The organism is Luteipulveratus halotolerans, assembly GCF_001247745.1.
GTDB lineage: Bacteria > Actinomycetota > Actinomycetes > Actinomycetales > Dermatophilaceae > Luteipulveratus > Luteipulveratus halotolerans.
Genome location: NZ_LAIR01000002.1, coordinates 3,564,945 through 3,588,888, shown reverse-complemented (window position 1 = coordinate 3,588,888; position 23,944 = coordinate 3,564,945). Strand labels below are relative to the sequence as shown.

Sequence of the window (23,944 nt, the reverse complement as noted above, 5' to 3'; positions counted from 1 at the left end):
TCCGAGGCGCAAGCCGAGGACCGTGTCGAGACCAGGTGCCCGTACGGGGAGGCTCTCCCCGCGCGTACCGGTGGTTTCGACGCGGGCTCGCGCTGGGGCGCTCGCCCGGCTCAACCAGCGGTGTGGTCAGGGGACGATGACGAGCTTGCCTCGCTGGTGACCTTCCTGGCTGGCCGCGAACGCCTCAGCCACCTGGTCGAGCCCGTACGTCCCGCCGACCTCGACGGTCAGCTCGCCGGCGTCGGCCAGCTCGACGAGGCGAGCGGTCTCGCGGCCATCGGGGCGTACCCAGATCGCGCGCCCGCCGTGCTCGACGACGGCGCCGTCGGCGATCGACGCGTGCTGCCCGCCCGGTCGCAGCACGGCGAGCGTCGTGTCGAGCTGGCCGCCCACGAAGTCGACCACGGCGTCAACACCCTCTGGCGCCAGCTCCCGTACGCGTGAGGCGAGCCCGTCGCCGTACGCCACCGGCTCGGCGCCGAGCGAGCGCAGGTAGTCGTGGTTGCGCTCGGACGCCGTGCCGATGACGCGAGCGCCCCGAGCGACCGCGATCTGTACGCCGAAGCTGCCGACGCCGCCGGCGGCCGCGTGGATGAGCACGGTCGTCCCGTCGTCGACACCGACGGCGTCGAGCGAACGCAGTGCGGTGCCACCGGCGAGCGGCAGCCCGGCGGCCTGCTCCCAGGTCAGGGAGGCCGGCTTGCGGGCCACCGATGCGGCGCTGACCGCGACCTGCTCGGCGAAGGTGCCGGCACCGAGCACGTCCTTGCGCGCGTACGCGATCACCTCGTCGCCCACCGCGAACTCGGGGGTGTCTGTGCCGACCGCCGTCACGACGCCGGCGACGTCCCAGCCCGGGATCACGGGGAAGATCGCGTCGATGAGGGGGTCCAGCCCGCCGGTCATCGCCTTCCAGTCGACCGGGTTGACTCCGGCGGCCCGGACCTCGATGAGCACCGATCCGGGGAACAGCTTCGGGTCGGGCACGTCGCTGACCTGCAGGGTCGCGAGGTCGGTGCTGTACGCCGGGTAGGTGGCTGCGCGCATGGAGGTTCCTCTCGAGGTCGGAGGCGGCCGTCGGTACGGGCCGTCGTCTGGTGCAGCGGTGCCGCCGGGGTCGTTATTCCGGCCGACGTGCCGGATGACTGCCAGATCACAGGTTCGCCACGGTCGCGGTGAACGCTCGCAAAGTCATTCGGGCTCGAACTAGTTTGGCTGCTCCGCACCGGACACCCCGAGGAGCAGCCATGGAACGAGCCAGCCGCCCACGCCGCACCGCCCCGCTGATCGGCGCGCTCAGCGCCCTCGCGCTCGTCGTCGGGGCGGCCCCGGCCGACGCCCGCGAGCTGCCCGACACCTACACCGTCGCCACCACGGCGGGCGTGCTCCCGGAGGGCATCACGGTCCACCGCGACGGCACGATCTACGTCACCTCCGACGGCACGGGCACCATCTACCGCGGGGACGTGGGTCACGACCGGCTCGAGCCGCTGGCTGCCGACGGCGCGACCGCCCGGGGCACCTCGCTCGGCATCCACACCGACGAGCGTGGCCGGGTCTGGTCCGTCGGCGGCGACACACTCACCGTGCACACCCGCAACGGGCGGCTCCTCGACACCCGCACCGTCGCCGGCGGTCCGCTCGGGCCGGTCGACCTCAACGACCTCGTGATCACCCGAGACGCGGTCTACGTCACCGACTGGGCCAACCCGGTCGTCCACCGCGCACCGATCACGCACGGCCGCGTCGGCGTACTCCGGCCGTGGCTCGACATGACCGACGTGATCCCCGGATTCCCTTCGCAGTACTGGCTTCTCAACGGCATCGTCGCCGACGCGACGGGCAGCACGCTGCTCGTCGCGTCCAACGGCACCGAGGCGGTCTGGCGGGTCGACGTCGCCTCACGCGGGGTCGAGGCGCTCCACGTCGACGAGCCGAGCTTCGGGCCTGACGGCATGGTCCTGCGTGGCCGCACGCTCTACGCCGTCCTCAACTACGGCGCCCGCGCCGGGGTCTACGTCGCGACGCTCGACCGCGACCTGCGCAGCGCGCACGTCACCGACCGGGTGTACGACGACGCGGCCGGTCGACCGTTCGACGTCCCGACCGCGGTCGCGCCCTACGGCTGTCGGCTCTACGTCACCAACAGCCAGATCGACCACGCGCCGGGCACGCCGCCGTACACCGTGAGTGCGGTGACTGACCCGACCTGTTCGTGAATGGCAGCCGACCCTTCTGCGTGCGTTCGACTCTGCACGTGCAGGGTCGTCTGCGCCTGCACGAGTCGGACCTGGCCCGCACGCGGGTGGCACAGTGAGGGCGTGCGCGTCCTCACGCTCAACGTCGCCAACCCGCCCGCCGACCGGGCCAAGGGGCTGCTGGAGTGGCTGTGGCACCAGCCCGACGAGCTGCTCGTGCTCACCGAGGTCGGTCGGGGCAAGGGCTCACAGCTGATCGGTCAGGTCTGCCGGGCGGCCGGGTACGACGTGCACGCGTCCGATCCGGGCGACCTCGGCGTCCTCATCGTGTCGCGGGACGGCGCGCTCACCGACGTGCGCGGGCCCGAGCCTGCCGTGCTGCCCGGGCGGGTGAAAACCGTTGCGACACAAGGGATCACGGTGCTCGGTGTCTACGGCGCCGCGAGCGATCCCGTGCGCTACAGCAGCAAGACGCAACGGCAGCGCAAGCGCGACTGGCTGACGGCGTACGACGACGCGCTCGCGGCCTGGCTGCCGACCGCGGGCCCGACCCTCATGATCGGCGACCTCAACCTCGTCGACCCGGTGCACGACGTGCCGCTGAAGTACGTGCTGTCCGAGGAGACCGCGGTGTACGAAGGGCTCAGTGCCCGGCACGACCTCACCGATGCGTACCGCCTGTCGCACCCGGACGAGGTCGACGTGAGCTGGGTCGACCACTCAGGGGTGGGCTGCCGCTACGACCATGCGTTCGTGACGGCCGACCTGCGTGATCGGGTCGCCGCCTGCGACCTCGACCACGGACCGCGTGAGAGCGGGCTCACCGACCACTCGGCACTGCGCATCGACCTGCTCGACGCACGGCCCTGATCAGTCGAGTGCGCCCTCGATGCCGGTCTCGACGTCGATGTCGGCCGGGGTGCGTGACCACACGACGTCGCGCATCGTCTGGGTGATGAGCGACCCGGCGTGCTCGGCGACCCGCTCCGGCAGGTAGGGGCGCGGCGGCAGCGGCGAGTGCGGGAGGTACATCGTGAACACCACGACGCCCTCGTTGACCGGCCGCGGCCAGCCCAGGTCGTACAACGCCTCGACCTGGTCGTCGGACCACGGGTAGTCGCCGCCCATCGACGCCGGCCCGGTGAGGTCGAGCAGCAGACTGTTGTCGTCGCGCATCGCCTGGATGACGGGCGCGGGCATCATCTCGCGGTGGCGGGTGCGCAGGCGCTGGCTGAACGTCGGCCGCCGCGGCGGCGGAGGCGGCGGGAACGTGCCCTCACGCGGGATGAGGACGAGGTTCTGGTCGGGCTCGTGGGCGAGGATCTCCTTGACGAGCGCGGCCTGCCAGGAGTCCCACGACGAGGTGTCGAGGTCGCGGGGCTGGTACACGCCCTGCATGGTGTCATGCTCGCCCGGTAGACATGGGGTGTGGCCAACATCTTCGTCCTCGATGTCACCTATCCCGCCGGCCCCGAGGCCGTGGACCCTCACCTGGAGGCGCACCGCGCGTGGCTGCGCGAGCAGTACGCCGCGGGCACGCTGCTCGCGTCGGGCCGCAAGGAGCCGCGTACGGGCGGCATCATCCTCGCGCGCGCCGCCGACCGTGCATCCGTCGAGCGGCTGATCGAGGGCGATCCGTTCACCCGGGCCGGCGTCGCCGCGTACGCCATCACCGAGTTCGCGCCGACGATGACGGCGCCCGAGCTGGAGCACCTGCGCGTCGAGGCCTGACCCGGCTGTTACCTGACCGTCGCGCGCGGTCACACGGCTGAAACATCCGCTGCCTAGCGTGCTGAGCACGTCCGAGGCAGGGGGTGCTCCCGTTGTACGACCACGTCGACCCGTTCATCGGCACCGGCGCCACCGACCTGCCCGCGCCCGAAGGGCTCGCGGCCACCTGGTGGTGGCCCAAGCCGCAGGTCGGCAACACCCACCCCGGCGCGACCTACCCGTTCGGGATGGTGTCGGCGTGCGCGTACTCCGGGGCGTACCCCACCGGCTACGGCACCTACGACTTCAACACCGAGGGCGTCCCGCCGACGATGTACGACGGCCCGGTCGCCTCGGGGTTCACCCACTTCCAGCAGTCGGGCACGGGCGCGATCCGCAAGTACTACAACTACTTCCGGGTCACGCCGATGCTCGGACCGCTCGACGACCTCGGCACCGCGTGGGACCTGCTCGACGAGGAGGCCACGCCCGGCTACTACGCGGCGACGCTCGGCAACGGCATCCGGTGCGAGCTCACGGTCGGCCCGAAGTCGGCGGTGCACCGCTACACGTTCCCGGCACACGAGCAGGCCCGCATCGTCGTGGACGCCTCGACCGGTGGGCTCGCCATCGACCACGGCCGTACGGTCCCGCTCAAGGCGCATCTCGCGACGCTCGCACCTGGTGTCGCGCAGGGCGAGATCCACGTAGAGGGCGTTCCGCTGGCGGTGCACCTCGAGGTCGACGCACCCGGCTGGCGCCAGCTGCTCTGGTACGACCGCCGACTGATGCCCGGCGGCACCCGCCTGGACTTCGACTACATCCGGCCGACGACGCTGCGGCCGTTCGGGCTGATGTTCATGGGTCCCTCACGCGCTGAGCAGACGGTCGAGGTGCGGCTCGGGTTCTCGCTGCGCGGCCCCGAGCGCGCTCACGCCAACCTGCTCGCCGACGTCGGCGGCCACGGGTTCACCAGCCGACACCGCGAGACGACCCAGGCGTGGCGTGACCACCTCGGCCGCATCGAGGTGCAGACCGACTCCGCCGATCAGCGGACGGTCTTCTCGACCGCGCTCTACCACTCGCTGGTCAAGCCGTGCTTCGCCGCCGACGAGAGCCCGTCGTGGACGACCGACGGCCCGTACGCGTTCGACATCTGCACGCTGTGGGACGTCTACCGCACCCAGCTGCCGCTGATGACGACGCTGTTCCCGCACCGGTCGGCCGCTCTCGCGACGTCGATGCTGTCGGTGTGCGAGCAGGAGGGCAACCTCCCGATCGGCTACCGGATGGCCAAGGGTGCCGACCGGTTCTCCCGGCAGGGCAGCGCGCTCGCGCACACCTTCCTCGCCGACCTGTGCGACCTCGACGTGCCCGGCATCGACTGGGAGTGGGCGATGGTCCACCTGGAGGCCGACCTGCGTCGTACGTACGGCGAGGACTACCTCGTGCACGGCGTCGCTCACCCGATCAGCCACACGCTCGACCTCGCCTACGCCTACCACTGCACAGCCCGCATCGCCCGCCGCGTGCGTGACCGCGCGCTCGCCGAACAGCTGAGCGCGCACGCCGAGGGCTGGCGCGCGGCGTACGACACACGCACCGGCCTGCTCGTCGACTCCACGTTCTACGAGGGTGGGCGGTGGAACTACAGCTTCCGGCTGCTGCACGACATGCGCGCCCGGATCGCGCTCGCCGGTGGTGACGAGGCGTTCGTCGCGCTGCTCGACCGCTTCTTCGGGTACGACGCCGCACCGGTCACGCAGCCGGGTGCCCGTCCCGGGGTGGCTGAGATGGAGGCCGGCTACGCGCTCGGGAGGTTTGAGGGTCTCAACAACGAGCCCGACTACGAGGCGCCGTGGGCGTACTACTACGCCGGGCGGCCGGACCGGACGGCCGAGGTGGTGCAGGCCGTCGTCACGAACCAGTTCGGTACCGGGCGTGGCGGGCTGCCCGGCAACGACGACTCGGGTGGGCTCTCCGCCTGGTACGTCTGGGCCACCCTCGGCCTGTTCCCCGTGGCCGGCCAGAACCTGTTCCTGCTCGGCGCGCCCGCCGTCGGCGAGTCGACCGTCAAGCTGCCGGACCACGAGATCGCACTCACCACAACGGGATTCGCGCCCGTCGAGCCCGGCGGCAAGGTGTCGTACGTCCAGTCCGTGCAGGCCGACGGGCGCACCCTCGAACGCCCCTGGGTCACCGGTCGAGAGCTGCGGCGTACCCGACATCTGCACGTCGAGCTCGGCCCCGAGCCGTCCGCCTGGGGCACCCGCACCCGACCACCGTCCACGTCAGACCCGTCGTACGCCACCGGAGGTGAGGCATGAACATCGCCCTGCACGCACCCGCACCCACTCGACGACTCGTGCTCGTCGTCCGCGCCGATCCGGTGATCTGCGGCCACTCCGGTGAGGCGCGCTGCCTCGCCGAGGTGGCGCTGACCCGCGGGTTCGACGACGTGCGCATCGTCACCTGGCCCGTCGACCGGCTCGAGGAGACCGGTCTGCCGCTCAAACCGCTCGACCACGTCCTGCCCTACAGCCCGGGCATCACCGTCGAGCGGCCCGAGCCGGTCGGCGACTACCGGGTGCCCGACGGGCGGCACCTCGCCGGGCTCACCGGACGGCTCATCGAGCTGTTCAGCGACGGCGTCCCCACGGTCGCGATGTCGCTCTACCTCAGCCCGCACGCGCTCGCGGTGCACGACGCGGTGCAGGTCGCGCGGCGGATCGGTCCGGCCCGGGTCGTGACGGTCGCCGAGGCGGTCGGCTCCGACATCACCAACGTGGTGCGTGACTGCGTCGAGACGGGGCGCTTCGGCGCGGCGGCGCAGATCCTGTCCGTGTACCTCGGCGCCGACCACTGCGTCGCCGTCTCGGACTACACCAAGCAGCTCATCGTCGCGGCCGCCGAGCAGCTCGACGCCCTGCACGGCACGTCGTTCGCGGCGCGGTGCCGGGAGCGGATCAGCATCTCGTACCCTGCGGTCGACGCCTCGGCGTACCTGCACCTCCCGGAGGCGGACATCGCGAGTGTCCTTGGCAGACGCGGGCTTTCGCGCGACGGCTACGTCCTCTACCTCTCGCGGATCGCCTCGGCCAAGGGCATCGACGACCTGCTCGACGCGTACGCCGGGTCGCGGGCTGCCGAGCGCGTACGACTCGTGCTGGCCGGTCGTGGACCGCAGGAGGACGAGGTGCGCGCCCGGATCGCGGCAGCCGGTCTGGGCGATCGGGTGCAGCTGCTGACCGACGTCGACGACGCCGAGAAGCCTTCTCTCATGGCCGGATCCGCCGCCTTCGTGCTGCCGACCCGGGCACAGCCGGAGTTCGTCGAGACGTTCGGGATCGCGCTCGTCGAGTCGATGCTCGCCGGAGGCGGCCCGGTGATCACCTGCCCGACCGGGGGAGTGCCCGAGGCGGTGGGAGACGCGGCCCTGCTCGTACCCCCGCACGAGCCCGACACGCTGCGCGCCGTGCTCGACGAGGTCGTGTGCGACTGGACGCCGGAGCGGCTGGCCTACCAGCGCGACCGGGCCCGCGAGCACGCACGGCAGTTCGACCGCGGTGCGGTGTTCGACCGGTTGTTCGCGCTCGCCGAGCCCCAGGTGGCCTCCGTCGCCTGACCCTGCTCGCCGAGAGGCCCACTAGTCATCGAGAGGACCATTCACGGAGGCCGAACACGTGGTCCTCTCGGCGCGTTGTGGGCCTCTCGGCGAGGACAAATATCCCAGAACGGTCACGCGCACAAACTGGCCGATTTGGACTCACGCCGCTTGGAAGCCCGCGATGGCAGTGCTGGAGCAACGGAACGGCAACACTCCCGTGGCAAGCTCACCGCACGGGAGCGGCTCGCACTGCTCTTCGACGATGGCATTTTCCACGAGATCGGCTCGCTACGCCGTCACCAAGCCAGAGGGTTCGGACTAGAAGAGAACCGTCCCTACACCGACGGTGTCGTCACTGGCTGGGGAACCGTCCACGGTGAGGTGGTGTACTGCTTCGCCCACGACTTCCGCATCTTTGGAGGATCGCTCGGCAAGTCGCACGCAGAGAAGATCCACGCAGTCATGGACTTGGCCCTGCAAGCCGGCCGTCCTCTGGTGTCGCTGAACGACGGTGCCGGTGCACGCATTCAAGAAGGCGTCACCGCACTCGCCGGGTACGGAGGGATCTTCGCGCGCCACGTACGTGCGTCCGGACGGATCCCGCAGATCTCGGTGATGCTCGGCCCCTGCGCCGGCGGGGCCGCGTACTCGCCCGCCCTGACCGACTTCATCTTCGTGGTGGATGGCGTCTCGCAGATGTACATCACCGGCCCCGACGTCGTCCGCTCAGTCACGGGTGAGTCGGTGACTCATGACGGGCTCGGAGGAGCAACCGTCCATGCAGGCCAATCCGGGGTGGCGCACTTCCGCTATACCGATGAGGAAGAGTGCCTGCAGGAAGGTCGGGACTGCTGCACGAACAGGTGACATCTGATCTGGCTTGCCCGTGAGGGTGGCCTGGAAGGATGTTGCTGTGCCCAAGCCCTACCCCCGAGAGTTTCGTGATGATGTCGTGCGCGTCGCCCGAGGTCGTGAGCCGGGTGTGACGCTGGAGCAGGTCGCTAAGGACTTCGGTGTCCACCCGATGACGTTGAACAAGTGGTTGCGCCAGGCCGCGATCGATGATGGCGACAAGCCCGGCACGACCACGGCTGAGTCTGCTGACCTGCGGGAGGCCAACCGGCGGATACGGCTGCTTGAGCAGGAGAACGAGGTGCTGCGCCGGGCGGCGGCTTACCTGTCTCAGGCGCATCTGCCGGGAAAAGGCTCTACCCGCTCGTGAGTGAGCTGGCCGCTGACGGGATTCCCGTGACGGTCACGTGCCGGGTCCTGAAGCTCCACCGTCAGAAGTATTACGCCTGGCTGGCCAGTCCGGTCACCGGTCGTGAGCTGCAGGCGGCCTACCGGGCCAACGCGTTGTTCGATGCCCACCGTGATGATCCGGAGTTCGGGTACCGGTACTTGCTTGTGGAGGCCGCCGGCGCGGGTGAGGTGATGACGCCGCGCACGGCGTGGCGGATCTGTTCGGCGAACGCGTGGTGGTCGGTCTTCGGCAAGAAGCGCGGCAGCCACGGCAAGAAGCCCGGGCCACCGGTGCACGATGACCTGCTCGCTGTTGAGGACGAGCACGGTGTGATCCGGCACTCCTTCACCGCCGCCGCGCCGAACCAGGTGTGGCTGACCGACATCACCGAGCACCGCACTGGTGAGGGGAAGCTGTATCTGTGCGCGATCAAGGACGCCTGCTCCGGGCGGATCGTGGGCTACTCCATCAGCGACCGGATGAGGTCAGCCCTCGCGGTCGCAGCCCTGGACTCGGCCGTCGCGCGGCGACGCGCGCAGGGGCAGGACGTCACCGGGTGCATCGTGCACTCCGACCGCGGCAGCCAGTTCCGCTCACGCAAGTTCGTGCACGCCTTGAACCAGCACGCGCTGACCGGGTCGATGGGCCGGGTCGGCGCTGCCGGTGACAACGCCGCGATGGAGTCCTTCTACGCGCTGCTGCAGAAGAACGTCCTGAACCGCCGCACCTGGGACACCCGCGAAGACCTGCGGATCGCGATCATCACCTGGACCGAACGCACCTACCACCGACGTCGACGCCAAGACCGCCTCGGCCAGTTGACCCCCATCGAGTACGAGACGATCATGACCACGCCAGCCGATCAGGCGGCATGACTACCAACTGTCACCTGTTCGTGCAGCAGTCCCGAATGGATGGAGATCAGGCAGATGTCCGAGCGTGCGAAGTCAGCCCTGACCAACTGGAACCGGCTCTGGAACGGCGACCCGTCGGTTGCCGAAGAGCTGCTGTCGAAAGACTTCACCTGCTACTTCGGAGCGGACGCCCAGGCGGAGGAGACTGACGCGATCGTCGGTCCCGAAGCGTTCGTGGGTTTCGTAGCGTCGTTCCGCGAAGCCAGGCCCGGACTGACGTTCACGGACGCAGGGCACCTGTACGCGGACGATCACGCTGTGTCGTTGTGGAACGCCGTGGCCGGCGAGTCTGGTCCGATCGGCGGCGTTGACGTCCTTCAGCTTGACGCCACAGGCAAGGTCCACCGTGTCTACTCGGTGACCGGCAGTCGCAAGCTGTCGACGTCGTGAGCAGGCCCAACGTGCTCCAGGCGCGCCAGGCGCTCGAGCTGTGGGGCGGATGGCTAGACATGTGGAACAAGGACCCAGCCGTAGCCCTCGACATCATCGACGACGACTACGCGCTCCACATCCCTGACATGACGTCGACCATCGATCCTGGGACCGTGCGCCGGCCCGCCGACATGAAGAACTGGGTGACTGGCTTCACCGACAAGTTTGAGGGCCTGACGTACTCCACGCTGATGGGCCCGATCATGGAACCCGAGCAGGCACTGTTCGGGTTTCGGTGGGAAGGGCGCGGCACCTGGACTGGGGCCACCGGATGGCCGCTGGACCGTCCGGGCGAGCCGGTGTTGTTCGTCGGTGTAGACATCTTCCGGGTCAGAGGTGACCGCATAGCCGAGGCCTGGAGCCAGGGTGCTGTGACTCGCACCCTCTGATCCCCTGCTGTTCGTTGTGGCAGGCGGCCCTGGCCCAGCGGGCTTCCCGCCGCCGCAGTCGACGGTCGGCTACACACGCAAGCGCGCCCATCGCGAGGTAGGCCCGCTTGCGTGTGGGGCCGCCGCCCGTGGCTCGCGGCGGGTCTGCAGGCGAGGTTCCTGTCCGCCTGAACTCGCCGCTCAGGTCGGGGAGGTCGTTGTGCGGTGGATCGCCAGACCCGTGCGATCGGGGGAGTGCTCGTCGCGCAGGCGTGACTGCTCGTCGTACTCACCGCTCGCGAGCGTGCGGAACGGGATCGGTGACTCACCGTCGAGCCCGTCGAGGCGAGCGACGAGGCGCGCCCGTTCGGCGTCGTACGACGTGCCGTCGACCCGGTCCGAGCTCGCGATGAGGTGCGGGCGCAGCGGTTCCATGCCGGTGTAGTGGACGGTGCCGTGCAGCACCGGCCAGAGGACGTCCTCGACGTGACCGCTGATGCCACGCGCGCCGAGCGCCGTCTCACGATCACCGGCCGCGACGACCGTCAGCACGCGTCGCCCGACCAGGCCACCGTCGCCGTACTTGCGCACCCGTCCGGTTGCGGGGTCGCGCAGCCAGAACGCGAACCCGCTCGTCAGCACCCGGTCGAACCAGCCCTTCATGATCGCGGGCACGCCGTACCACCACAGCGGGAACTGCAGCATGACCGTGTCGGCGGCGCGCAGCTTGTCCTGCTCGATGCGGATGTCCTCGCTGAGGGTGCCGCCGAGCGTCGCCGCCTTCTGCCGGGCGACGAGCGGTCCGGGCTCGACCGGCCCGAGGTCGGCGTCACTGAGCACCGGGTCCCAGCCCATGGCGTACAGGTCGGACTCGACGACCTCGTGGCCGCCGTCGGCGAGGTGCTTGACGGCGTCGCGACGCAGGCTCGCGGTGAGCGACTGCGGGTCGGGGTGGGCGCTGATCCAGAGGAAGCGGTGCATGTCTCCTACGGTGGAAGAGCCGTACGGATCGCACAAGTACGGTCATTCTCGTCCCCTAGTGACCGATCGGATACTGATGCGCCAGTCCGTGGAGAACGCCGTCGCCGTCTGCCCGGTCGAGGTGGCCGTGGCCGTGCTCGGCGGCTCGTGGAAGCTCACCGTGGTCAAGCACCTGACCGGCGGCACGATGCGGTTCGGCGAGCTGCGTCGTGCGGTCGGCCCGGTCACGCCGCGTGTCCTCACCCGTCAGCTGCGCGACCTGGAGGCCGACGGGATCGTGTCGCGCACGGTGTTCGCCGAGGTGCCACCGCGTGTCGAGTACGCCCTCACCGAGCTCGGCGAGACGCTGCGGCCCGCGGTGGTATGGCTCGACGAGTGGGGTGCGGCGTACGCCGACCGCGAGGTCTCCCAGGGGCGTCCCTGAGCGAACCCCGAGCGCACCGGAATGCCCTGGATCGGGGCGGGGCGATCGGTCATCCTGGTGGGGATGACTGCGATCGACGCCTACGTGCGCGACCTCCACCACGCGATGGGTGGCTCGCGCAGGTCGCGGACCCCGGAGATCGTCACCGAGGCCCACGACCACCTGCTCGACGCGGCGGAGTCGTGGGAGCGGCGTGGCTACGCGCGCGAGGTCGCCGAGCGCCGCGCGATCGAGGAGTTCGGTGACATCGAGCAGCTCGCACCCGGCTACCGCAGCGTCGCCGCGATCGGCATCGTCCGGCGTACGGCGTGGGTCCTGGTCGTCACGATGATGATCCAGCCGTTCGTGTGGGACGCCCGCGACGACGGCACCGAGCACGGCAGCGGTCTCGCTACGACCCTGAAGCCCGTCATCGAGATGGTCGGCGGCAGCATGATCGCCGCTGGTGTCGTGGCCGCGCTGCTGTGCACCTACGGCGTGCGCTGGTGGGGCGTACGCACGTGGATGGTGCGGGGTGCAGCCGTGGCGATGGGCCTCGGTGCGCTCGTCGTCACCGCCCTGGCGGCGGTCATGGCCTGCACCGGCGACGCGAGCACCGGGGACGCGCTGCTGTTCCTCACCCTCGTCGCGCTCCCGCTGCTGATGGTGCTCGGCCACAGCGCGCGCAGCATCGTCCAGGTCCGGAGCGTCTCGGCCCACACGTCATGACGACCATCGACGCCTACGTCCGCGACCTCGCCCGCGCCTCGGGCGGTCGCCGGTCGGTCATCGTCACCGAGGCCCGCGACCACCTCCACGACTCCGCCGACGCGTGGCAGCAGCGCGGTCTCGACCGCGCCGCTGCCGAGCAGCGGGCCATCGACGAGTTCGGCCCCGTCAGCGACCTGGCCCCCGGCTACCGCAGCGTCATCGCCCTGTCGGCCATGCGGCGTACGACGCTGCTGGTGCTGCTGACCGTGGGGGTGCAACCCGTGGTGTGGGCGGCCCACGCGAGTGTCGCCACGGGCGGCAACGGCACGGCCGCGCTCGACCTGGCCAGCGTGCTGATCGGCTGGGGCGCGATCGCGGTGTCGGTCGCCGGCCTCGCGCTGTGCAGCGTCGGGGTGCGTCGACTCGGGGTGCGGGCCTGGATTGTGCCCGTCATCGCGGCGGCGTCCGGTGTGGTCGCGCTGGCAGCGATCGGCCTCGGCATCGCGTGGATGGTGGTCGCCCAGGGCACGGGCACGGGCGTCCTGCTCAGCCTGCTCGCGATCGACCTGCCGATGACCGTCGTGCTGGCATGCGCGATCCGGTCGTGGCGCCAGGTGACGTTGCTGCGCGCCTGAGCTCAGCGGCGTACGACGCCCGACACCGTGCCGAGCACGCGAACCATGATGTCTCCCAACGGTTTTGGGCCTCCCAGCACCAGCCTGAACGTGTCGCGGTGCCCGGCCGCGTGACGCGCGAAGCCGAGCAGGTCGGGGCGGTGCTCACCCTTGGCGCGGGCGTCCTGCGCGAGCCGGTCAGCACCTCGAACCGCTCCTGCTGGCGGGGGTGGTAGTGCGCGGGCGGCTTGGCGCCGCCGGGTTCGTACGACGCCTCGACCGTCAGGCAGTCGGCGCTGCTGTTGATGACCTCGAGGGTCTCGTGCTCGCTGAGTCGGATGCGCTCGCCCATCCCCCGAGCATGCCCCCCTCAGGCGATGCCGGGGCGTAGAACGGCCTGAACGACGTCGGCCAGCCGGTTCCAGTCGGCGCGCTGATCGGCGAGGGCGGTACGGCCCGAGCGGGTGAGCTCGTACGTGCGGCGCTTGCGGCCGCTCACGGTCGACCAGTCCGACGCGAGCCAGCCGGCCTTCTCGAGACGGTGCAGTGCGGGGTAGAGCGTGCCCGTGGCGATGTCGAGCGTGCCGCCGCTGCGCTCGGACAGGAACTCGGTGATCGCGTAGCCGTGGCGGGGGCCGTCCTCGACGCTCGCCAGGATCAGCGCGTCCAGGTGCCCTCGCAGTGCTTCCGACCTCATGGGCTCAGCATAGACACGCAATAAGTAGACAGACAACAGGTCCTGTGCTTATCTGTGACTTGTCTACTTATGTCTGTCTACATATCGAGGAGTCAGCATGCAGGCGCCAGCCCGCTGGGCCACCCGACGACCCTGGGCCGCGCTCGCGGTCTGGGTCGCCGTCCTGATCGCCGTCACGGGAACGGCCTTCGGCATCGGCTCGGCCTACCACGACGACAACTCCCTGCCGGGTTCGCAGAGCCAGAAGGTCGCCGACAAGCTCGTCGGCACCCAGGACGCGCTCGATGAGATCCAGGTCGTCTTCCACGACGACGCCGGTGGTGTCGCGTCCGACCCGCAGGTGGCGGCGACCCTGCGCGACGTCCGCGCGATGCCCGACGTCAAGGCCGTGCAGGCGCCGTCCGCGCAGACCGGATCGGTCTCCGAGGACGGGCGCACGGCGTACGCCACCGTCACCCTGACGACGATCGCCGCCGAGACCGACACGGCCAAGGTCGCCGACATCGTCGACGCCGCCGAGAAGCACAGCAGCTCCGGTCTCGAGGTGTCGCTGGCCGGCGACTCCGTGCGCGAGGCGTCACAGGAGGGCGGGTCAGCCGAGGGCATCGGCATGGGGGCCGCGCTCGTGATCCTGGTGATCTTGTTCGGGTCACTGCTCGCCGCTGCGCTGCCGATGCTCACCGCGGTCTTCGCCGTCGGGTCGGCCGTGGGCGCGGTCATGCTCGTGTCGCACCTGGCCGAGATGCCGTCGTACGCCCCGGCCATGATGACGATCGTCGGACTGGGCGTCGGCATCGACTACGCCCTGCTGATCCTCACGCGGTTCCGGGGCGAGCTGCGCGTCGGCGGCACCCGAGAGCACGCGACCGCGGTGGCGGTGCGTACGGCAGGTCGGTCGGTGCTGTTCGCCGGCACCACCGTGATCATCGCGCTGCTCGGCCTTGTCGTGCTGGGTCTGGGCTCCCTGCAGGGCGTGGCGGTCGCCGTGGCCGTCACCGTGCTGCTCACCGTGATCGCGTCGATGACGTTGCTGCCGGCGCTGCTCACGCTGTTCGGGCCGCGCCTGGAGAAGCAGGTCCGCAAGCGGATGGCCAAGCGCCCCAGCACGATTCACGGCAAGCGGTGGCGTCAGCTGTCCGACGGCGTTGAGCGCCGGCCGTGGCTCGCGCTCGTCGTCGCCGTGCCGCTGATGGTGGTGCTCGCAACTCCCGCGTTCGGGATGCGCCTCGGGTTCGCCGACGCGGGGACGGCTGCTGAGGGTACGACGGGGCGTACGGCGTACGACCGCCTCGCCGAGGGCTTCGGTCCGGGCGTCAACGGGCCGCTCTTCGTCCTCGCCGAGGGCACGCCGCAGGAGGCTGCTGCCGCGGGCGGTCGGCTGAGGTCGGTCGAGGGTGTCGCCGACGTGCTCGGCCCGATGCCGGCGTCGACCGGTGGCGCGTCGTCGCTCATGGTGATCCCGACGACCGGGCCGGCGTCCGACGAGACGGTCGACCTGGTGCACCGCCTGCGCGACACCGCGCTGCCGGCGATCTCCGCAGACGCGGGCGGCTCGTACGCCGTCGGCGGCGTGACCGCTGCGGGCATCGACTACGCCGACGCGGTCGGGGAGCGGCTGCTGTGGTTCATGCTGCTGGTCGTCGGGCTGTCTTCGGTGCTGCTGATGGCGGTGTTCAGGTCGGTGCTCATCCCGCTCAAGGCGGCGGTGCTCAACGCGCTGTCGGTCGGTGCGTCGTTCGGTGTCATGACCTGGGTCTACGGCGACGGACATCTCGGCGTGCCGAGCGGTCCGATCGAGGCGTTCCTGCCGGTGGTGGCGTTCGCGGTGGTCTTCGGCCTGTCGATGGACTACGAGGTGTTCCTGCTGTCGCGCATGCACGAGGAGTGGCGTCGAACAGGCAACGCGCACACCGCGATTCGCGAAGGTATGGCCTCGACCGGGGCCGTGATCACGGCGGCTGCGGCGATCATGGTCGTGGTGTTCGGGGCGTTCATGCTCAGCCCGGACCGGATGCTCGGCCAGATGGGCCTCTGCATGGCCTCGGCCGTCCTGCTCGATGCGGTCGTGATCCGCTGTCTCGTCGTGCCGGCCGTGATGCACCTGCTCGGCGACAAGGCGTGGTGGATGCCGCGCTGGCTGGACCGGCTGCTGCCGACAGTGCGCCTGGAGGCGCAGGAGACCGAGCGCGAGGAGCACCTGCGTCCGGTCGAGCCGGTGCCGACCGCCTGAGGCGCGAGGCGGGTACGCCGGGCGCGCGGCCGGCGTACCCAACTCGCCCTATCGGCACCTCGGCAGGGGGCGAACGTGCCGTGCGGGGTCAGCTCGCGGCCGCGGCCTCGACCTCCCAGCGGATGATCTTGACGTCGCGCGGGCTCGGCGCGCCCCGGCCGTCCTCGACCAGCTGCTTGAGGCTCACCAGGTAGGTGCCCCACTTGGTGCTGCAGTGGTGCATGAACTCGACCGGCTCGCGCCAGCCGGCGTGGGTGAAGTTGACCGTCGTCCAGCCGTCCTCGTCGCGCAGGGCCCAGTCGATCGTCGTACCGATCCACTCGTCGGGACCGTCGACGACCTCCCAGCGCACGTGCTCGCCCGGTGTCGAGTCGAACACCTTCATGTCGAAACCACCTGCGGGAAAACGAAACTCGACGATGCCACCGACGTCGGCGCTGCCGGTCGTGTCGTCGGTCCACCATCCCCGGAGGCCGTCGAGGGTGGTCAGGGCGTCGTACACCTGCTGTGCGGGCGCCTCGACGCCCACCTGGTGAAGGATGTCCACCATGTCAATCCCCTTCTCTCTGCTGTTGATCCGCTGACTTCTGGATGGTCTCGGCGATGCGCTTGATTCGCTGCAACCTGGCGTCCCACGTCGCGCCGACCGCCGAGAGCTGGGCCACCGCGCGGGCGAGCTGTGCGTCGTCGACGCGGTAGTGACGCTCGCGCCCGGACTGCTCGCTGTGCACGAGGCCTGCGCGGTCGAGGACGCCGAGGTGCTTGGCCACGGCTTGTCGTGTGACCGGCAGGTGAGTGCTGAGTGAGGTCGCCGTGCCGCCGCCGTCGGCGAGCAGCAGGTCGAGCATCTGGCGGCGGGTGGGGTCGCCCACTGCCGACCACAGGCTGTCGTCGATCGGCGTGCTCATCGGTCGGCTCCGACGGCGATCGCGCGGTCACGAAGCCGTGGCAGGAAGTGGTCCCAGCCCGTCTCGTGGTCGTGGTACTGCTCCTCGAGAACCGCTGTTTCCCAACCCTTCTCGCGGAAGCCGGTCTCGACGAGATGCAGCTGGGTGCCGCCGTTCGACGCCGTCAGCTCGAAGGTCACGAGCAGTGAGTTCGTGTCGGTCGCTGCAGCACCCTCGGGTGCCACCCACCGGAACGAGAAGCGCCGGGGCGGGTCGGCGTCGACCACCGTGAGGGTCTCGGTCGGTCCGTCGTGCCACGAGATCTCACCGACCGCGCCGGGTGTCGGGTCGAGCGACGCCTCGTCCGACCACCACTCGCGGATGTGCTCCGGGCGGCTCACGACCTCGTACACGACCTCCGGCGAGGCGTCGATGTGGATGTGTCGTTCGAGTGTGCCGAGCTCCATGACCAACCTCCGATGCGCAACTGTTCATTGCACATCAACGTACGCCGGTCGCGCCCTTTGTGCAACCATACGTTGCACAAAGCCTCGGGCGGTGTCACGGGGCGCTGCGCACGTCGTCGGCAGGCGGCTCGAGCGGCGTACGCCGAATGCGTGGGCGGCCACCTGACCGCACGCGGCCCCAGGGCTTGAAGACCGACAGGATGACCGCGACCGTCAGCATCGTCAGTGAGACGACCGGCGGGAAGATCATGTCTCCCGCGGCCGTGTCGAACGAGCGACCGGCGACGAGATCCCTTCCGCGAGAAGCGATCTCGTCCATGCCGGGCTGCAGGGCGACCACGATCAGCACGCTCATCAGCACAGTGAGGGCGAGCTTGGTGACGACCCACCAGCGCTGAAGGATCCCGTACGCCGTGCCCCAGCCGAGCAGCAGCCCGGTGGTCAGCGTCGAGAGCGCGGCAACCAGCATGGGCCACACGGCGTACGGCAGCACCTGGAAGCACACGCCGACAGTCGCCGGGTCGCCGCTGGTCAGGCTGGCGCCGACGAGGACGGCGGCCATGACGTCGACGCCGATTCAGGCGGCGACGGACAACAGGTGCGCCACCAGGACCGTGCGACGCCACGGGCGGGAGAACCGCTGCTGAGTGCTCATGACCAGCAGGCTCTCGGCGTACGCCGGTCGCGCGCGTCCGCGCACGGTGGAGATCGACCTACGTCGGGCGTTGAGGTGTCCGAAAGTCGCAGCGCGCACCTGCAGCTGATCCGCGACCGGGCGTGAGCCGAACCGTTCGGAGGAGTCCGGTCGCAGGACGACCGGGTCGCGGCTGCGGAGGTCTCGATACGGCTCGCGCTGGGGCGCTCGCCTACTCGACCAGCGACTCCCCGCTGGTCGAGTTGGGCCGGAGCGCTCGCGGAGGTCCGTATCGAGACCGGGGGCGTGCGGGCACGCTACTCGGCGGGCGGCCGACCACATGACGTTATTGATTCACCTCGTTGACGCTGTCGGCGTAAAGAAACTACCTTCACTCTGTGATCCAGGACACAGTGACTCAGGCCCGCTCGACCCGCCGCGGAGCGAAGGTGCTGGGGGCGGTCGCCGCCGGGGCACTGGTGCTGGCCGGCTGCGCTCCGAGCGACTCCGGCGACGACTCGACGGGTGGCGCGTCCGGCGCCGGCACGTCCGGTGGTGGCGGCAACGCCACGCTCACCGTCTGGTCGTGGCGCGTCGAGGACAAGGCGGCGTACGAGAAGATCTTCGCTGCGTACGAGAAGAAGCACCCCGGCGTGAAGATCGACTTCAAGGCCTTCAAGGCCACCGAGTACAACAAGATCCTCGCCACGGGGTTGGCCGGCGCCAACGGGCCCGACGTCCCGCAGGTCCGCTCGTACGGCCAGCTGCAGACCACGGTCGCGTCGGGCTCGCTGGTGCCGCTGGACGGCAAGGTCGACGTCAGCAGCTGGGACAAGAACGTCGTCGCCAGCGCGCGGGGCAAGAGCGACGGCAAGCTGTACGCCGTGCCGTTCGCCCGGCAGACCGTCCAGATGTTCTACAACAAGCAGCTGTTCGAGAAGAACAACCTGCAGCCGCCGAAGACCTGGGCCGACTTCATGAAGGCCAACGAGACGCTCTCGAAGGCGAAGGTCACGCCCATCGCCGTCGGCGCCAAGGACGACTGGACGCTGCCGATCGTGCACGAGGTGCTCGCCGCGCCGCGGTTCGGGGGCAAGGCGTTCGCGGGTGCGGTGACCAGCGGCAAGACGTCGTTCACCGACCCTGCATGGGTCGACTCGGTCAAGATCGTCGGCGACCTCAAGAAGTACATGCCCAAGAACGTCACCGGCGTCGCCGCCACCGACGCGCAGACGCTGTTCAGCTCGGGCCAGGCCGCGATGATCCCGGGCGGCTCGTACGACCTGTCCGTGCTGCAGAAGCCCGACCCGAGCCTGCAGATCGGCGCGTTCGAGGTGCCGCCGCCGCCCGGGTCGACCGGCGGCCCGACCACGCCCGGCTGGGCCGACGGCAACTTCGGCGTCTCGAAGAAGAGCACGCACCAGGCGCAGGCCACCGAGCTGGTGAAGTGGATGAGCACGCCCGAGTTCGGGCAGATGGTCGCCGACGAGATCAAGCAGATCTCGGCCGTGCCGGGCGTGACCTACTCCGACCCGCTGCTGAAGCAGATGAGCGACAGCTACAGCCAGCACGGCTCGCCGTACCTGCTGCTCACCGACTTCCGCTACGGCGCCCCGAGCGGCACCGACCTGCTCGGCAAGGGCCTCCAGCAGCTCCTGCTCGGTCAGAAGGACGCTGCCGCCGTCAGTCAGGACCTCGACAAGGGCGTGAAGACGTGGTTCAAGCCGAGCGGTTCGTGACGAGCTGACGTGCGCCGGCGTACCTCTCTGCTGTTCGTCACCCCGGCGCTGCTGCTGTTCGGGGTGTTCGTGCTCTACCCGATGGTGACGGCGTTCTCGTACGCGTTCTTCGACTGGAAGGGCACGACGCGCTCGGACTTCGCGGGGCTCGACAACTTCCGGACCCTTTTCACCAAGGCGCCGTTCACCACCGACCTGCCGCGCGCGATCGGCCACAACGCCCTGTTCTTCATCGGGACGATGCTGGTGCAGAACACCATCGGGCTCTCGATCGCGTACTTCCTCTACCGGCGCGACCGCACCCGCCGCATCCTGCAGACGCTCTACGCGATGCCCTATCTGCTGAGCCCGATCGTCATCGGCTACCTGTGGACCCTGCTGCTGTCGCCGACGTTCGGGCCGGTCAACACCCTGCTCACCAAGGTCGGTCTCGAGTCATGGGCGGTGCCGTGGCTGGGGCAGCCGAGCACCGCCCTGTGGGTCGTCGTCCTCGTGAGCGTCTGGCAGTGGATCGGCTTCCCCGTGCTGCTGTACGGCGCCGCACTCGGCGGCGTCCCGGACGACCTCACCGAGGCCGCCCGTGTCGACGGCGCCTCGCACCGGCAGTCGTTCTTCAAGATCGTGCTGCCGTTGCTGGTGCCGGCCATCGGGACCGTCTCGGTGCTGACGTTCATCTTTGCGATGGAGGCGTTCGCCCTGCCGTACGCCATCGGCGGCTCCACCGGAAACCCCGCTGGCGCAACGGATTTCGTCTCGCTGCTGTTCTACCGAACGGCGTTCGACTCGGGGGCTCCTGACGCCGTAGGCACGTCCTCGGCGCTCGCGACCCTGCTGTTCGTGCTGATCTTCGGAGGCGCGATGCTCGCGACCTGGGTGCTGCGCCGGCAGGAGCGGAGGATCACCGGATGACCGCTCTCGACACCGAGCGTCCGGCCGACGTCCAACGCTCCGCTCCTGTCCGCCGTGGCAAGGCCAAACCCGTTGGGGGAGTAGTCGGTTCGATCGCGTTGTGGGTCTACGCGATCGGTGCGCTGCTGCCGCTCGTGCTGATGGTCTCCAGCTCGCTGCGACCCAACGGTGACCTGGTCAAGGACCCGCTCGGCGCGCCCTGGCCGCCCACGCTCGACTCGTACAAGACGGCCTGGACCGACGGGTCGTTCGCGACCTACTTCGTCAACTCCCTGCTCGTCACGTGCGGTGCGGTGCTGCTGTCGACGGCAGTGGCGACGATGGCGGCGTACGGCCTGGCGCGTTCGCGCTCACGACTGCTCGGCGCGGTCGAGTCGTTGTTCATGTCCGGGCTGATGCTGCCGATCCACCTGGCGATCCTGCCGATCTTCTACCTGTTCGACGGTGTCGGCCTGATCGACTCACGGCTCGGTCTCGCGCTGATGTACGCCGCGTCGGGCGTGCCGTTCTCGGTGTTCGTGCTGACGACGTTCTTCCGCCAGCTGCCGGAAGAGCTCGAGGAGGCGGCCGCGCTCGACGGTGCCTCGCCGTGGCAGACGTTCGTGCGGATCATGGTGCCGATGGTCAAGCCGGCGGTCGCGACGGTCGCGATCTTCAGGTTCGTCCCGATCTGGAACGACTTCCTCTTCCCGCTGGTGCTGCTGCGCGACGACTCCAAGTACACCCTGCCGGTCGGGCTCACGACGTTCTTCGGTGAGAACGAGGCGAACTACTCGGCGATCTTCGCCGGCCTGGTCATCACGACCGTGCCGCTGATCGTGCTGTTCCTGCTGGCGACCAAGCAGATCGTCGCCGGCCTCACCGCAGGCATGTCCAAGTAGGCCGCCCCCGGTGGCCGAGCCGCACGTTCCGCTGGCCGAGCCGCACCTCCGCTGGTTGAGCCGGTCGAGCCGCTAGGCGAGACCGTGTCGAAACCGAGGTGCGGTGGGGGAGTCTCCCTCGCAGTCACGTGGTTTCGACACGGGCTCGCGCCAGGGCGCTCGCCCGGCTCAACCAGCGGTGTGGCTCCTCGCCGGGGAGGGGCCGATGGTTGCTCTGCACTGGTTCGTGAGGTGAGCCAAGAGTCCGCGTGGTCCACCACACGAACCAGTGCACACTGCCCGTCGCAGTACCTCCCACTGGGAGCTGTGCCAAACGGCGGGGCAGGGGTCAGTCGAGGGGGACGAAACCGGTCTCGTACGCGCGGATCACGGCCTGGACGCGGTCGCGGACGCCGAGCTTGCCGAGGATCGAGGTGACGTGCGTCTTGACCGTCTCGACCGTGACGAACAGCTCGCCGGCGATCTCGGCGTTGGACAGCCCGCGAGCGATCAGCCGCAGCACGTCGCCCTCGCGCTCGCTCAGCATCGGCAGGCCCGGCTTGGTCGGAGTGTCCGGCGCCGCGGAGGCGACGAGGCGGCGTACGGCATCGGGGTAGAGCAGCGAATCGCCTTGGTGCACAGTCAGAATCGCGCTGACGACCGCGTCGGGTGCGGCCCGCTTGAGCAGGAACCCCTGCGCCCCGGCCTGCAGCGCCTCGTGGACGTAGTCGTCGTTCTCGAACGTCGTGAGGACGAGCACCTTGCTGTCGGGGTGGCGTTCGGTGAGGACGCGGGTGGCCTGGATGCCGTCGACGTTGGGCATGCGGACGTCCATGCACACGACGTCGGGCGAGAGCGCCTTGGTCTTGGAGATCGCCTCGGCGCCGTCACCCGCTTCGCCGACGACGGTGATGCCCTGCTCGCCGTCGACGAGCGCACGCAGCCCGGCGCGGACGAGCTTTTCGTCGTCGACGAGCAGCACTCGTACGGAGGGGTTGTCGGTCACCGGGTCTCCTTGGTTGATGAAGCAGGTAGGGGGAGCTGGGCGTGCAGGACCCACATGCCGTGGTGGGCGCCCGCATCGGCGGTGCCGCCGAGGATGCGGCAGCGTTCGCGCATGCCCTCGAGGCCGCTGCCGCCGGCACCCTGGCGACGCCGCCATGACGAGCTGCCTTGGCCCGCAACGGGATTGGCGACCTCGATGTGCAGCCGTCCGCGGCGACGGTGGATGCGCACGGTGGCGGTGCAGCCCGGGGCGTGGCGCATCGCGTTGGTGAGGCCTTCCTGGACGATGCGGTAGGCCTCGCGCGACACGACCGGGGCGAGACCGGTGAGGTCGGACTCGCGGAGGTCGGTCTCGACATCGAGCCCGGTGCCGCGGACGGCGCCGATCAGGCTCGACAGGCTGGCGAGGTCGTGCAGCGGTCGTTTGGCGGTCGGGCGCTCCTCGTCACGAAGCAGACCCAGCACCTCGTCGAGCTCGGCGAGCGCGCTGTTGGCGACCTCCTCGACCGACGACAACGACGACTCGGCGGACGCCGGATCGGTCGCCAGCCGGCGCCGGGCCGCGGCTGCCTGCAGCACGACGACCGAGAGGGCATGGCCGACGCTGTCGTGCAGCTCGCGGGCCAGGCGGGTGCGCTCGACGAGGTGGGTCGTGCGCGTGTCGAGCTCGGCAATGCGCTCATCGACGGTCTGACCGAGCATCGGCCGCGCCAGCGAACGCAGCACGGCGATGATCAGCAGCAGTGCTCCGACAGCCACGAGGACGAGGACGAGTGCGCCGAGGGGGTACATCAGGTCGCGGGCGTCGCCGTAGACGACTGCCCACGACACGTCGGCGACGTGGTCGCCCTTGTCGAACACGAACGGCTGCACCGACACCGACACCGCGAACACCGTGCCGAGCACGACGAGCGCCCCTGCGCCCGCGCCGGCGATGAGGTGCATCCAGAACCACGTGACGGTGCGCCACCGCTGGTCCCAGGTGCGTGCAGGGCCGGGCAGCTGGTCGCCGAAGTCGATGCCGAGCAAGGTCGAGACGGCCGTCGCCTCGACCTGGCGGACGGCGGGGGTCAGCGCGATGAGCGTGGGTGGCAGGCAGCTGACGGCGGCCATGACGGGCCACAGGAGGGCGTTGGGCTGGTCCGCCGAGGTCATCACCGACCACAACGAGAGGTCGATCGACGCGAACGACAGGGCCAGCGCTGAGCCGATCAGCAGGAACACCAACGGCAGCAGCAGCCGTGGGACGCTGCGCGTCTCGCCCGCACGAGACGGTGCGGCGGCATCGCTCACCGGCTCGGACGTCATACCGGCATCCTTCCAAACCTCGCAGGC

The 23,944-nt window shown here is 69.9% G+C and carries 27 protein-coding genes; 16 read left to right on the top strand and 11 right to left on the bottom strand.

Annotated features, from left to right (window positions below; genetic code table 11):
• Positions 1 to 126: 126 nt before the first annotated feature.
• Positions 127 to 1,047 (bottom strand): NADP-dependent oxidoreductase, encoded by a 921-nt coding sequence (locus tag VV01_RS18045; protein WP_050671103.1) that lies wholly within the window; start codon positions 1,045 to 1,047, stop codon positions 127 to 129.
• A gap of 200 nt (positions 1,048 to 1,247) precedes the next feature.
• On the opposite strand from VV01_RS18045, the gene VV01_RS18040 reads away from it, so the two are divergent.
• Positions 1,248 to 2,219 (top strand): SMP-30/gluconolactonase/LRE family protein, encoded by a 972-nt coding sequence (locus VV01_RS18040; protein WP_050671102.1) that lies wholly within the window; start codon positions 1,248 to 1,250, stop codon positions 2,217 to 2,219.
• A 102-nt stretch (positions 2,220 to 2,321) separates the two neighbouring features.
• Positions 2,322 to 3,068: an endonuclease/exonuclease/phosphatase family protein gene (locus VV01_RS18035; RefSeq protein WP_050671101.1), complete on the top strand. Its 747-nt coding sequence runs from the start codon at positions 2,322 to 2,324 to the stop codon at positions 3,066 to 3,068.
• Here VV01_RS18035 and VV01_RS18030 read toward each other — a convergent pair whose 3' ends face one another.
• Positions 3,069 to 3,596 (bottom strand): TY-Chap domain-containing protein, encoded by a 528-nt coding sequence (locus VV01_RS18030; RefSeq protein ID WP_050671100.1) that lies wholly within the window; start codon positions 3,594 to 3,596, stop codon positions 3,069 to 3,071. It lies immediately after the preceding gene.
• Between the two features lie 30 nt (positions 3,597 to 3,626).
• On the opposite strand from VV01_RS18030, the gene VV01_RS18025 reads away from it, so the two are divergent.
• The 7 genes from VV01_RS18025 (at position 3,627) to VV01_RS17990 (ending at position 10,493) form a co-directional block, all read left to right on the top strand.
• Positions 3,627 to 3,929, top strand: coding sequence for a YciI family protein (locus VV01_RS18025; RefSeq protein ID WP_197275098.1), 303 nt, complete (start codon positions 3,627 to 3,629; stop codon positions 3,927 to 3,929).
• Positions 3,930 to 4,021: 92 nt separating this feature from the next.
• Positions 4,022 to 6,235, top strand: coding sequence for a glycoside hydrolase domain-containing protein (locus VV01_RS18020; RefSeq protein WP_050672015.1), 2,214 nt, complete (start codon positions 4,022 to 4,024; stop codon positions 6,233 to 6,235).
• On the top strand, positions 6,232 to 7,533 hold the full coding sequence (locus VV01_RS18015; RefSeq protein ID WP_050671099.1) for a glycosyltransferase: 1,302 nt from the start codon (positions 6,232 to 6,234) through the stop codon (positions 7,531 to 7,533). The genes VV01_RS18020 and VV01_RS18015 overlap by 4 nt, the downstream gene beginning before the upstream one ends.
• 135 nt (positions 7,534 to 7,668) lie before the next feature.
• Complete coding sequence (locus tag VV01_RS18010) at positions 7,669 to 8,382, top strand: carboxyl transferase domain-containing protein (RefSeq protein WP_231635269.1); 714 nt, start codon at positions 7,669 to 7,671, stop codon at positions 8,380 to 8,382.
• A 46-nt stretch (positions 8,383 to 8,428) separates the two neighbouring features.
• A protein-coding gene (locus tag VV01_RS18000; RefSeq protein WP_157508915.1) for an IS3 family transposase occupies positions 8,429 to 9,633 on the top strand; the annotation gives its coding sequence in 2 pieces (ribosomal slippage) (positions 8,429 to 8,713 and positions 8,716 to 9,633; 1,203 coding nt in all).
• 54 nt (positions 9,634 to 9,687) lie between these two features.
• Positions 9,688 to 10,062: a nuclear transport factor 2 family protein gene (locus tag VV01_RS17995; RefSeq protein ID WP_197275097.1), complete on the top strand. Its 375-nt coding sequence runs from the start codon at positions 9,688 to 9,690 to the stop codon at positions 10,060 to 10,062.
• On the top strand, positions 10,059 to 10,493 hold the full coding sequence (locus tag VV01_RS17990) for a nuclear transport factor 2 family protein (RefSeq protein ID WP_050671096.1): 435 nt from the start codon (positions 10,059 to 10,061) through the stop codon (positions 10,491 to 10,493). Before VV01_RS17995 ends, VV01_RS17990 begins: the two co-directional genes overlap by 4 nt.
• A gap of 180 nt (positions 10,494 to 10,673) precedes the next feature.
• On the opposite strand, the gene VV01_RS17985 is transcribed toward VV01_RS17990, so the two are convergent.
• Entirely contained in the window at positions 10,674 to 11,453 is a 780-nt protein-coding gene (locus VV01_RS17985; protein WP_050671095.1) for an NAD(P)H-dependent oxidoreductase, read from the bottom strand.
• Positions 11,454 to 11,529: 76 nt separating this feature from the next.
• Here VV01_RS17985 and VV01_RS17980 point away from each other — a divergent pair, with 76 nt between their 5' ends.
• The 3 genes from VV01_RS17980 to VV01_RS17970 all read left to right on the top strand — a co-directional run bounded on the left by VV01_RS17980 (position 11,530) and on the right by VV01_RS17970 (position 13,202).
• Positions 11,530 to 11,877: a winged helix-turn-helix transcriptional regulator gene (locus VV01_RS17980; protein ID WP_050671094.1), complete on the top strand. Its 348-nt coding sequence runs from the start codon at positions 11,530 to 11,532 to the stop codon at positions 11,875 to 11,877.
• Positions 11,878 to 11,940: 63 nt separating this feature from the next.
• Positions 11,941 to 12,585 (top strand): permease prefix domain 1-containing protein, encoded by a 645-nt coding sequence (locus tag VV01_RS17975; protein WP_050671093.1) that lies wholly within the window; start codon positions 11,941 to 11,943, stop codon positions 12,583 to 12,585.
• Positions 12,582 to 13,202: a permease prefix domain 1-containing protein gene (locus VV01_RS17970; protein ID WP_050671092.1), complete on the top strand. Its 621-nt coding sequence runs from the start codon at positions 12,582 to 12,584 to the stop codon at positions 13,200 to 13,202. Before VV01_RS17975 ends, VV01_RS17970 begins: the two co-directional genes overlap by 4 nt.
• Before the next feature lie 349 nt (positions 13,203 to 13,551).
• On the opposite strand, the gene VV01_RS17965 is transcribed toward VV01_RS17970, so the two are convergent.
• Complete coding sequence (locus VV01_RS17965; protein ID WP_050671091.1) at positions 13,552 to 13,878, bottom strand: PadR family transcriptional regulator; 327 nt, start codon at positions 13,876 to 13,878, stop codon at positions 13,552 to 13,554.
• 97 nt (positions 13,879 to 13,975) lie between these two features.
• Here VV01_RS17965 and VV01_RS17960 point away from each other — a divergent pair, with 97 nt between their 5' ends.
• The gene (locus tag VV01_RS17960) at positions 13,976 to 16,108 is read left to right on the top strand and encodes an MMPL family transporter (RefSeq protein WP_050671090.1); all 2,133 of its coding nucleotides are present in this window, start codon (positions 13,976 to 13,978) and stop codon (positions 16,106 to 16,108) included.
• Between the two features lie 88 nt (positions 16,109 to 16,196).
• Here VV01_RS17960 and VV01_RS17955 read toward each other — a convergent pair whose 3' ends face one another.
• The 5 genes from VV01_RS17955 to VV01_RS23460 all read right to left on the bottom strand — a co-directional run bounded on the left by VV01_RS17955 (position 16,197) and on the right by VV01_RS23460 (position 18,216).
• Positions 16,197 to 16,658, bottom strand: a complete 462-nt coding sequence (locus VV01_RS17955) for an SRPBCC family protein (RefSeq protein ID WP_050671089.1) — start codon at positions 16,656 to 16,658, stop codon at positions 16,197 to 16,199.
• A gap of 1 nt (position 16,659) precedes the next feature.
• On the bottom strand, positions 16,660 to 17,016 hold the full coding sequence (locus tag VV01_RS17950) for an ArsR/SmtB family transcription factor (protein ID WP_050671088.1): 357 nt from the start codon (positions 17,014 to 17,016) through the stop codon (positions 16,660 to 16,662).
• Positions 17,013 to 17,462 carry an SRPBCC domain-containing protein gene (locus VV01_RS17945; protein ID WP_050671087.1) on the bottom strand — a complete coding sequence of 150 codons (450 nt, stop codon included), beginning with the start codon at positions 17,460 to 17,462 and terminating at the stop codon, positions 17,013 to 17,015. The genes VV01_RS17950 and VV01_RS17945 overlap by 4 nt, the downstream gene beginning before the upstream one ends.
• A 94-nt stretch (positions 17,463 to 17,556) precedes the next feature.
• On the bottom strand, positions 17,557 to 18,024 hold the full coding sequence (locus tag VV01_RS17940; RefSeq protein WP_050671086.1) for a hypothetical protein: 468 nt from the start codon (positions 18,022 to 18,024) through the stop codon (positions 17,557 to 17,559).
• A 15-nt stretch (positions 18,025 to 18,039) separates the two neighbouring features.
• A complete protein-coding gene (locus VV01_RS23460; RefSeq protein WP_157508914.1) occupies positions 18,040 to 18,216 on the bottom strand; it encodes a hypothetical protein in 177 nt (58 codons plus the stop codon).
• A 278-nt stretch (positions 18,217 to 18,494) separates the two neighbouring features.
• Between VV01_RS23460 and VV01_RS17935 the strand changes: the two genes are divergently transcribed.
• From VV01_RS17935 to VV01_RS17925, 3 genes are read left to right on the top strand one after another with little or no spacing between them, the layout of a single operon-like run.
• Positions 18,495 to 19,835, top strand: coding sequence for an ABC transporter substrate-binding protein (locus VV01_RS17935; protein ID WP_231635268.1), 1,341 nt, complete (start codon positions 18,495 to 18,497; stop codon positions 19,833 to 19,835).
• A 9-nt stretch (positions 19,836 to 19,844) separates the two neighbouring features.
• The gene (locus VV01_RS17930; RefSeq protein ID WP_050671085.1) at positions 19,845 to 20,744 is read left to right on the top strand and encodes a carbohydrate ABC transporter permease; all 900 of its coding nucleotides are present in this window, start codon (positions 19,845 to 19,847) and stop codon (positions 20,742 to 20,744) included.
• Positions 20,741 to 21,625, top strand: a complete 885-nt coding sequence (locus tag VV01_RS17925) for a carbohydrate ABC transporter permease (RefSeq protein WP_050671084.1) — start codon at positions 20,741 to 20,743, stop codon at positions 21,623 to 21,625. The genes VV01_RS17930 and VV01_RS17925 overlap by 4 nt, the downstream gene beginning before the upstream one ends.
• Positions 21,626 to 21,953: 328 nt before the next feature.
• On the opposite strand, the gene VV01_RS17920 is transcribed toward VV01_RS17925, so the two are convergent.
• Positions 21,954 to 22,610, bottom strand: a complete 657-nt coding sequence (locus tag VV01_RS17920) for a response regulator (RefSeq protein WP_050671083.1) — start codon at positions 22,608 to 22,610, stop codon at positions 21,954 to 21,956.
• Entirely contained in the window at positions 22,607 to 23,917 is a 1,311-nt protein-coding gene (locus VV01_RS24485; RefSeq protein WP_050671082.1) for a sensor histidine kinase, read from the bottom strand. Before VV01_RS24485 ends, VV01_RS17920 begins: the two co-directional genes overlap by 4 nt.
• Positions 23,918 to 23,944 lie beyond the last annotated feature (27 nt).

Coding starts and splice junctions, on each gene's coding strand:
- VV01_RS18045 (WP_050671103.1), bottom strand. CDS start 1,047: ATGCGCGCAGCCACCTACCCGGCGTACAGCACCGACCTCGCGACCCTG.
- VV01_RS18040 (WP_050671102.1), top strand. CDS start 1,248: ATGGAACGAGCCAGCCGCCCACGCCGCACCGCCCCGCTGATCGGCGCG.
- VV01_RS18030 (WP_050671100.1), bottom strand. CDS start 3,596: ATGCAGGGCGTGTACCAGCCCCGCGACCTCGACACCTCGTCGTGGGAC.
- VV01_RS18015 (WP_050671099.1), top strand. CDS start 6,232: ATGAACATCGCCCTGCACGCACCCGCACCCACTCGACGACTCGTGCTC.
- VV01_RS17995 (WP_197275097.1), top strand. CDS start 9,688: ATGTCCGAGCGTGCGAAGTCAGCCCTGACCAACTGGAACCGGCTCTGG.
- VV01_RS17985 (WP_050671095.1), bottom strand. CDS start 11,453: ATGCACCGCTTCCTCTGGATCAGCGCCCACCCCGACCCGCAGTCGCTC.
- VV01_RS17980 (WP_050671094.1), top strand. CDS start 11,530: ATGCGCCAGTCCGTGGAGAACGCCGTCGCCGTCTGCCCGGTCGAGGTG.
- VV01_RS17975 (WP_050671093.1), top strand. CDS start 11,941: ATGACTGCGATCGACGCCTACGTGCGCGACCTCCACCACGCGATGGGT.
- VV01_RS17970 (WP_050671092.1), top strand. CDS start 12,582: ATGACGACCATCGACGCCTACGTCCGCGACCTCGCCCGCGCCTCGGGC.
- VV01_RS17965 (WP_050671091.1), bottom strand. CDS start 13,878: ATGAGGTCGGAAGCACTGCGAGGGCACCTGGACGCGCTGATCCTGGCG.
- VV01_RS17960 (WP_050671090.1), top strand. CDS start 13,976: ATGCAGGCGCCAGCCCGCTGGGCCACCCGACGACCCTGGGCCGCGCTC.
- VV01_RS17955 (WP_050671089.1), bottom strand. CDS start 16,658: ATGGTGGACATCCTTCACCAGGTGGGCGTCGAGGCGCCCGCACAGCAG.
- VV01_RS17950 (WP_050671088.1), bottom strand. CDS start 17,016: ATGAGCACGCCGATCGACGACAGCCTGTGGTCGGCAGTGGGCGACCCC.
- VV01_RS17945 (WP_050671087.1), bottom strand. CDS start 17,462: ATGGAGCTCGGCACACTCGAACGACACATCCACATCGACGCCTCGCCG.
- VV01_RS17940 (WP_050671086.1), bottom strand. CDS start 18,024: ATGGCCGCCGTCCTCGTCGGCGCCAGCCTGACCAGCGGCGACCCGGCG.
- VV01_RS17925 (WP_050671084.1), top strand. CDS start 20,741: ATGACCGCTCTCGACACCGAGCGTCCGGCCGACGTCCAACGCTCCGCT.
- VV01_RS24485 (WP_050671082.1), bottom strand. CDS start 23,917: ATGACGTCCGAGCCGGTGAGCGATGCCGCCGCACCGTCTCGTGCGGGC.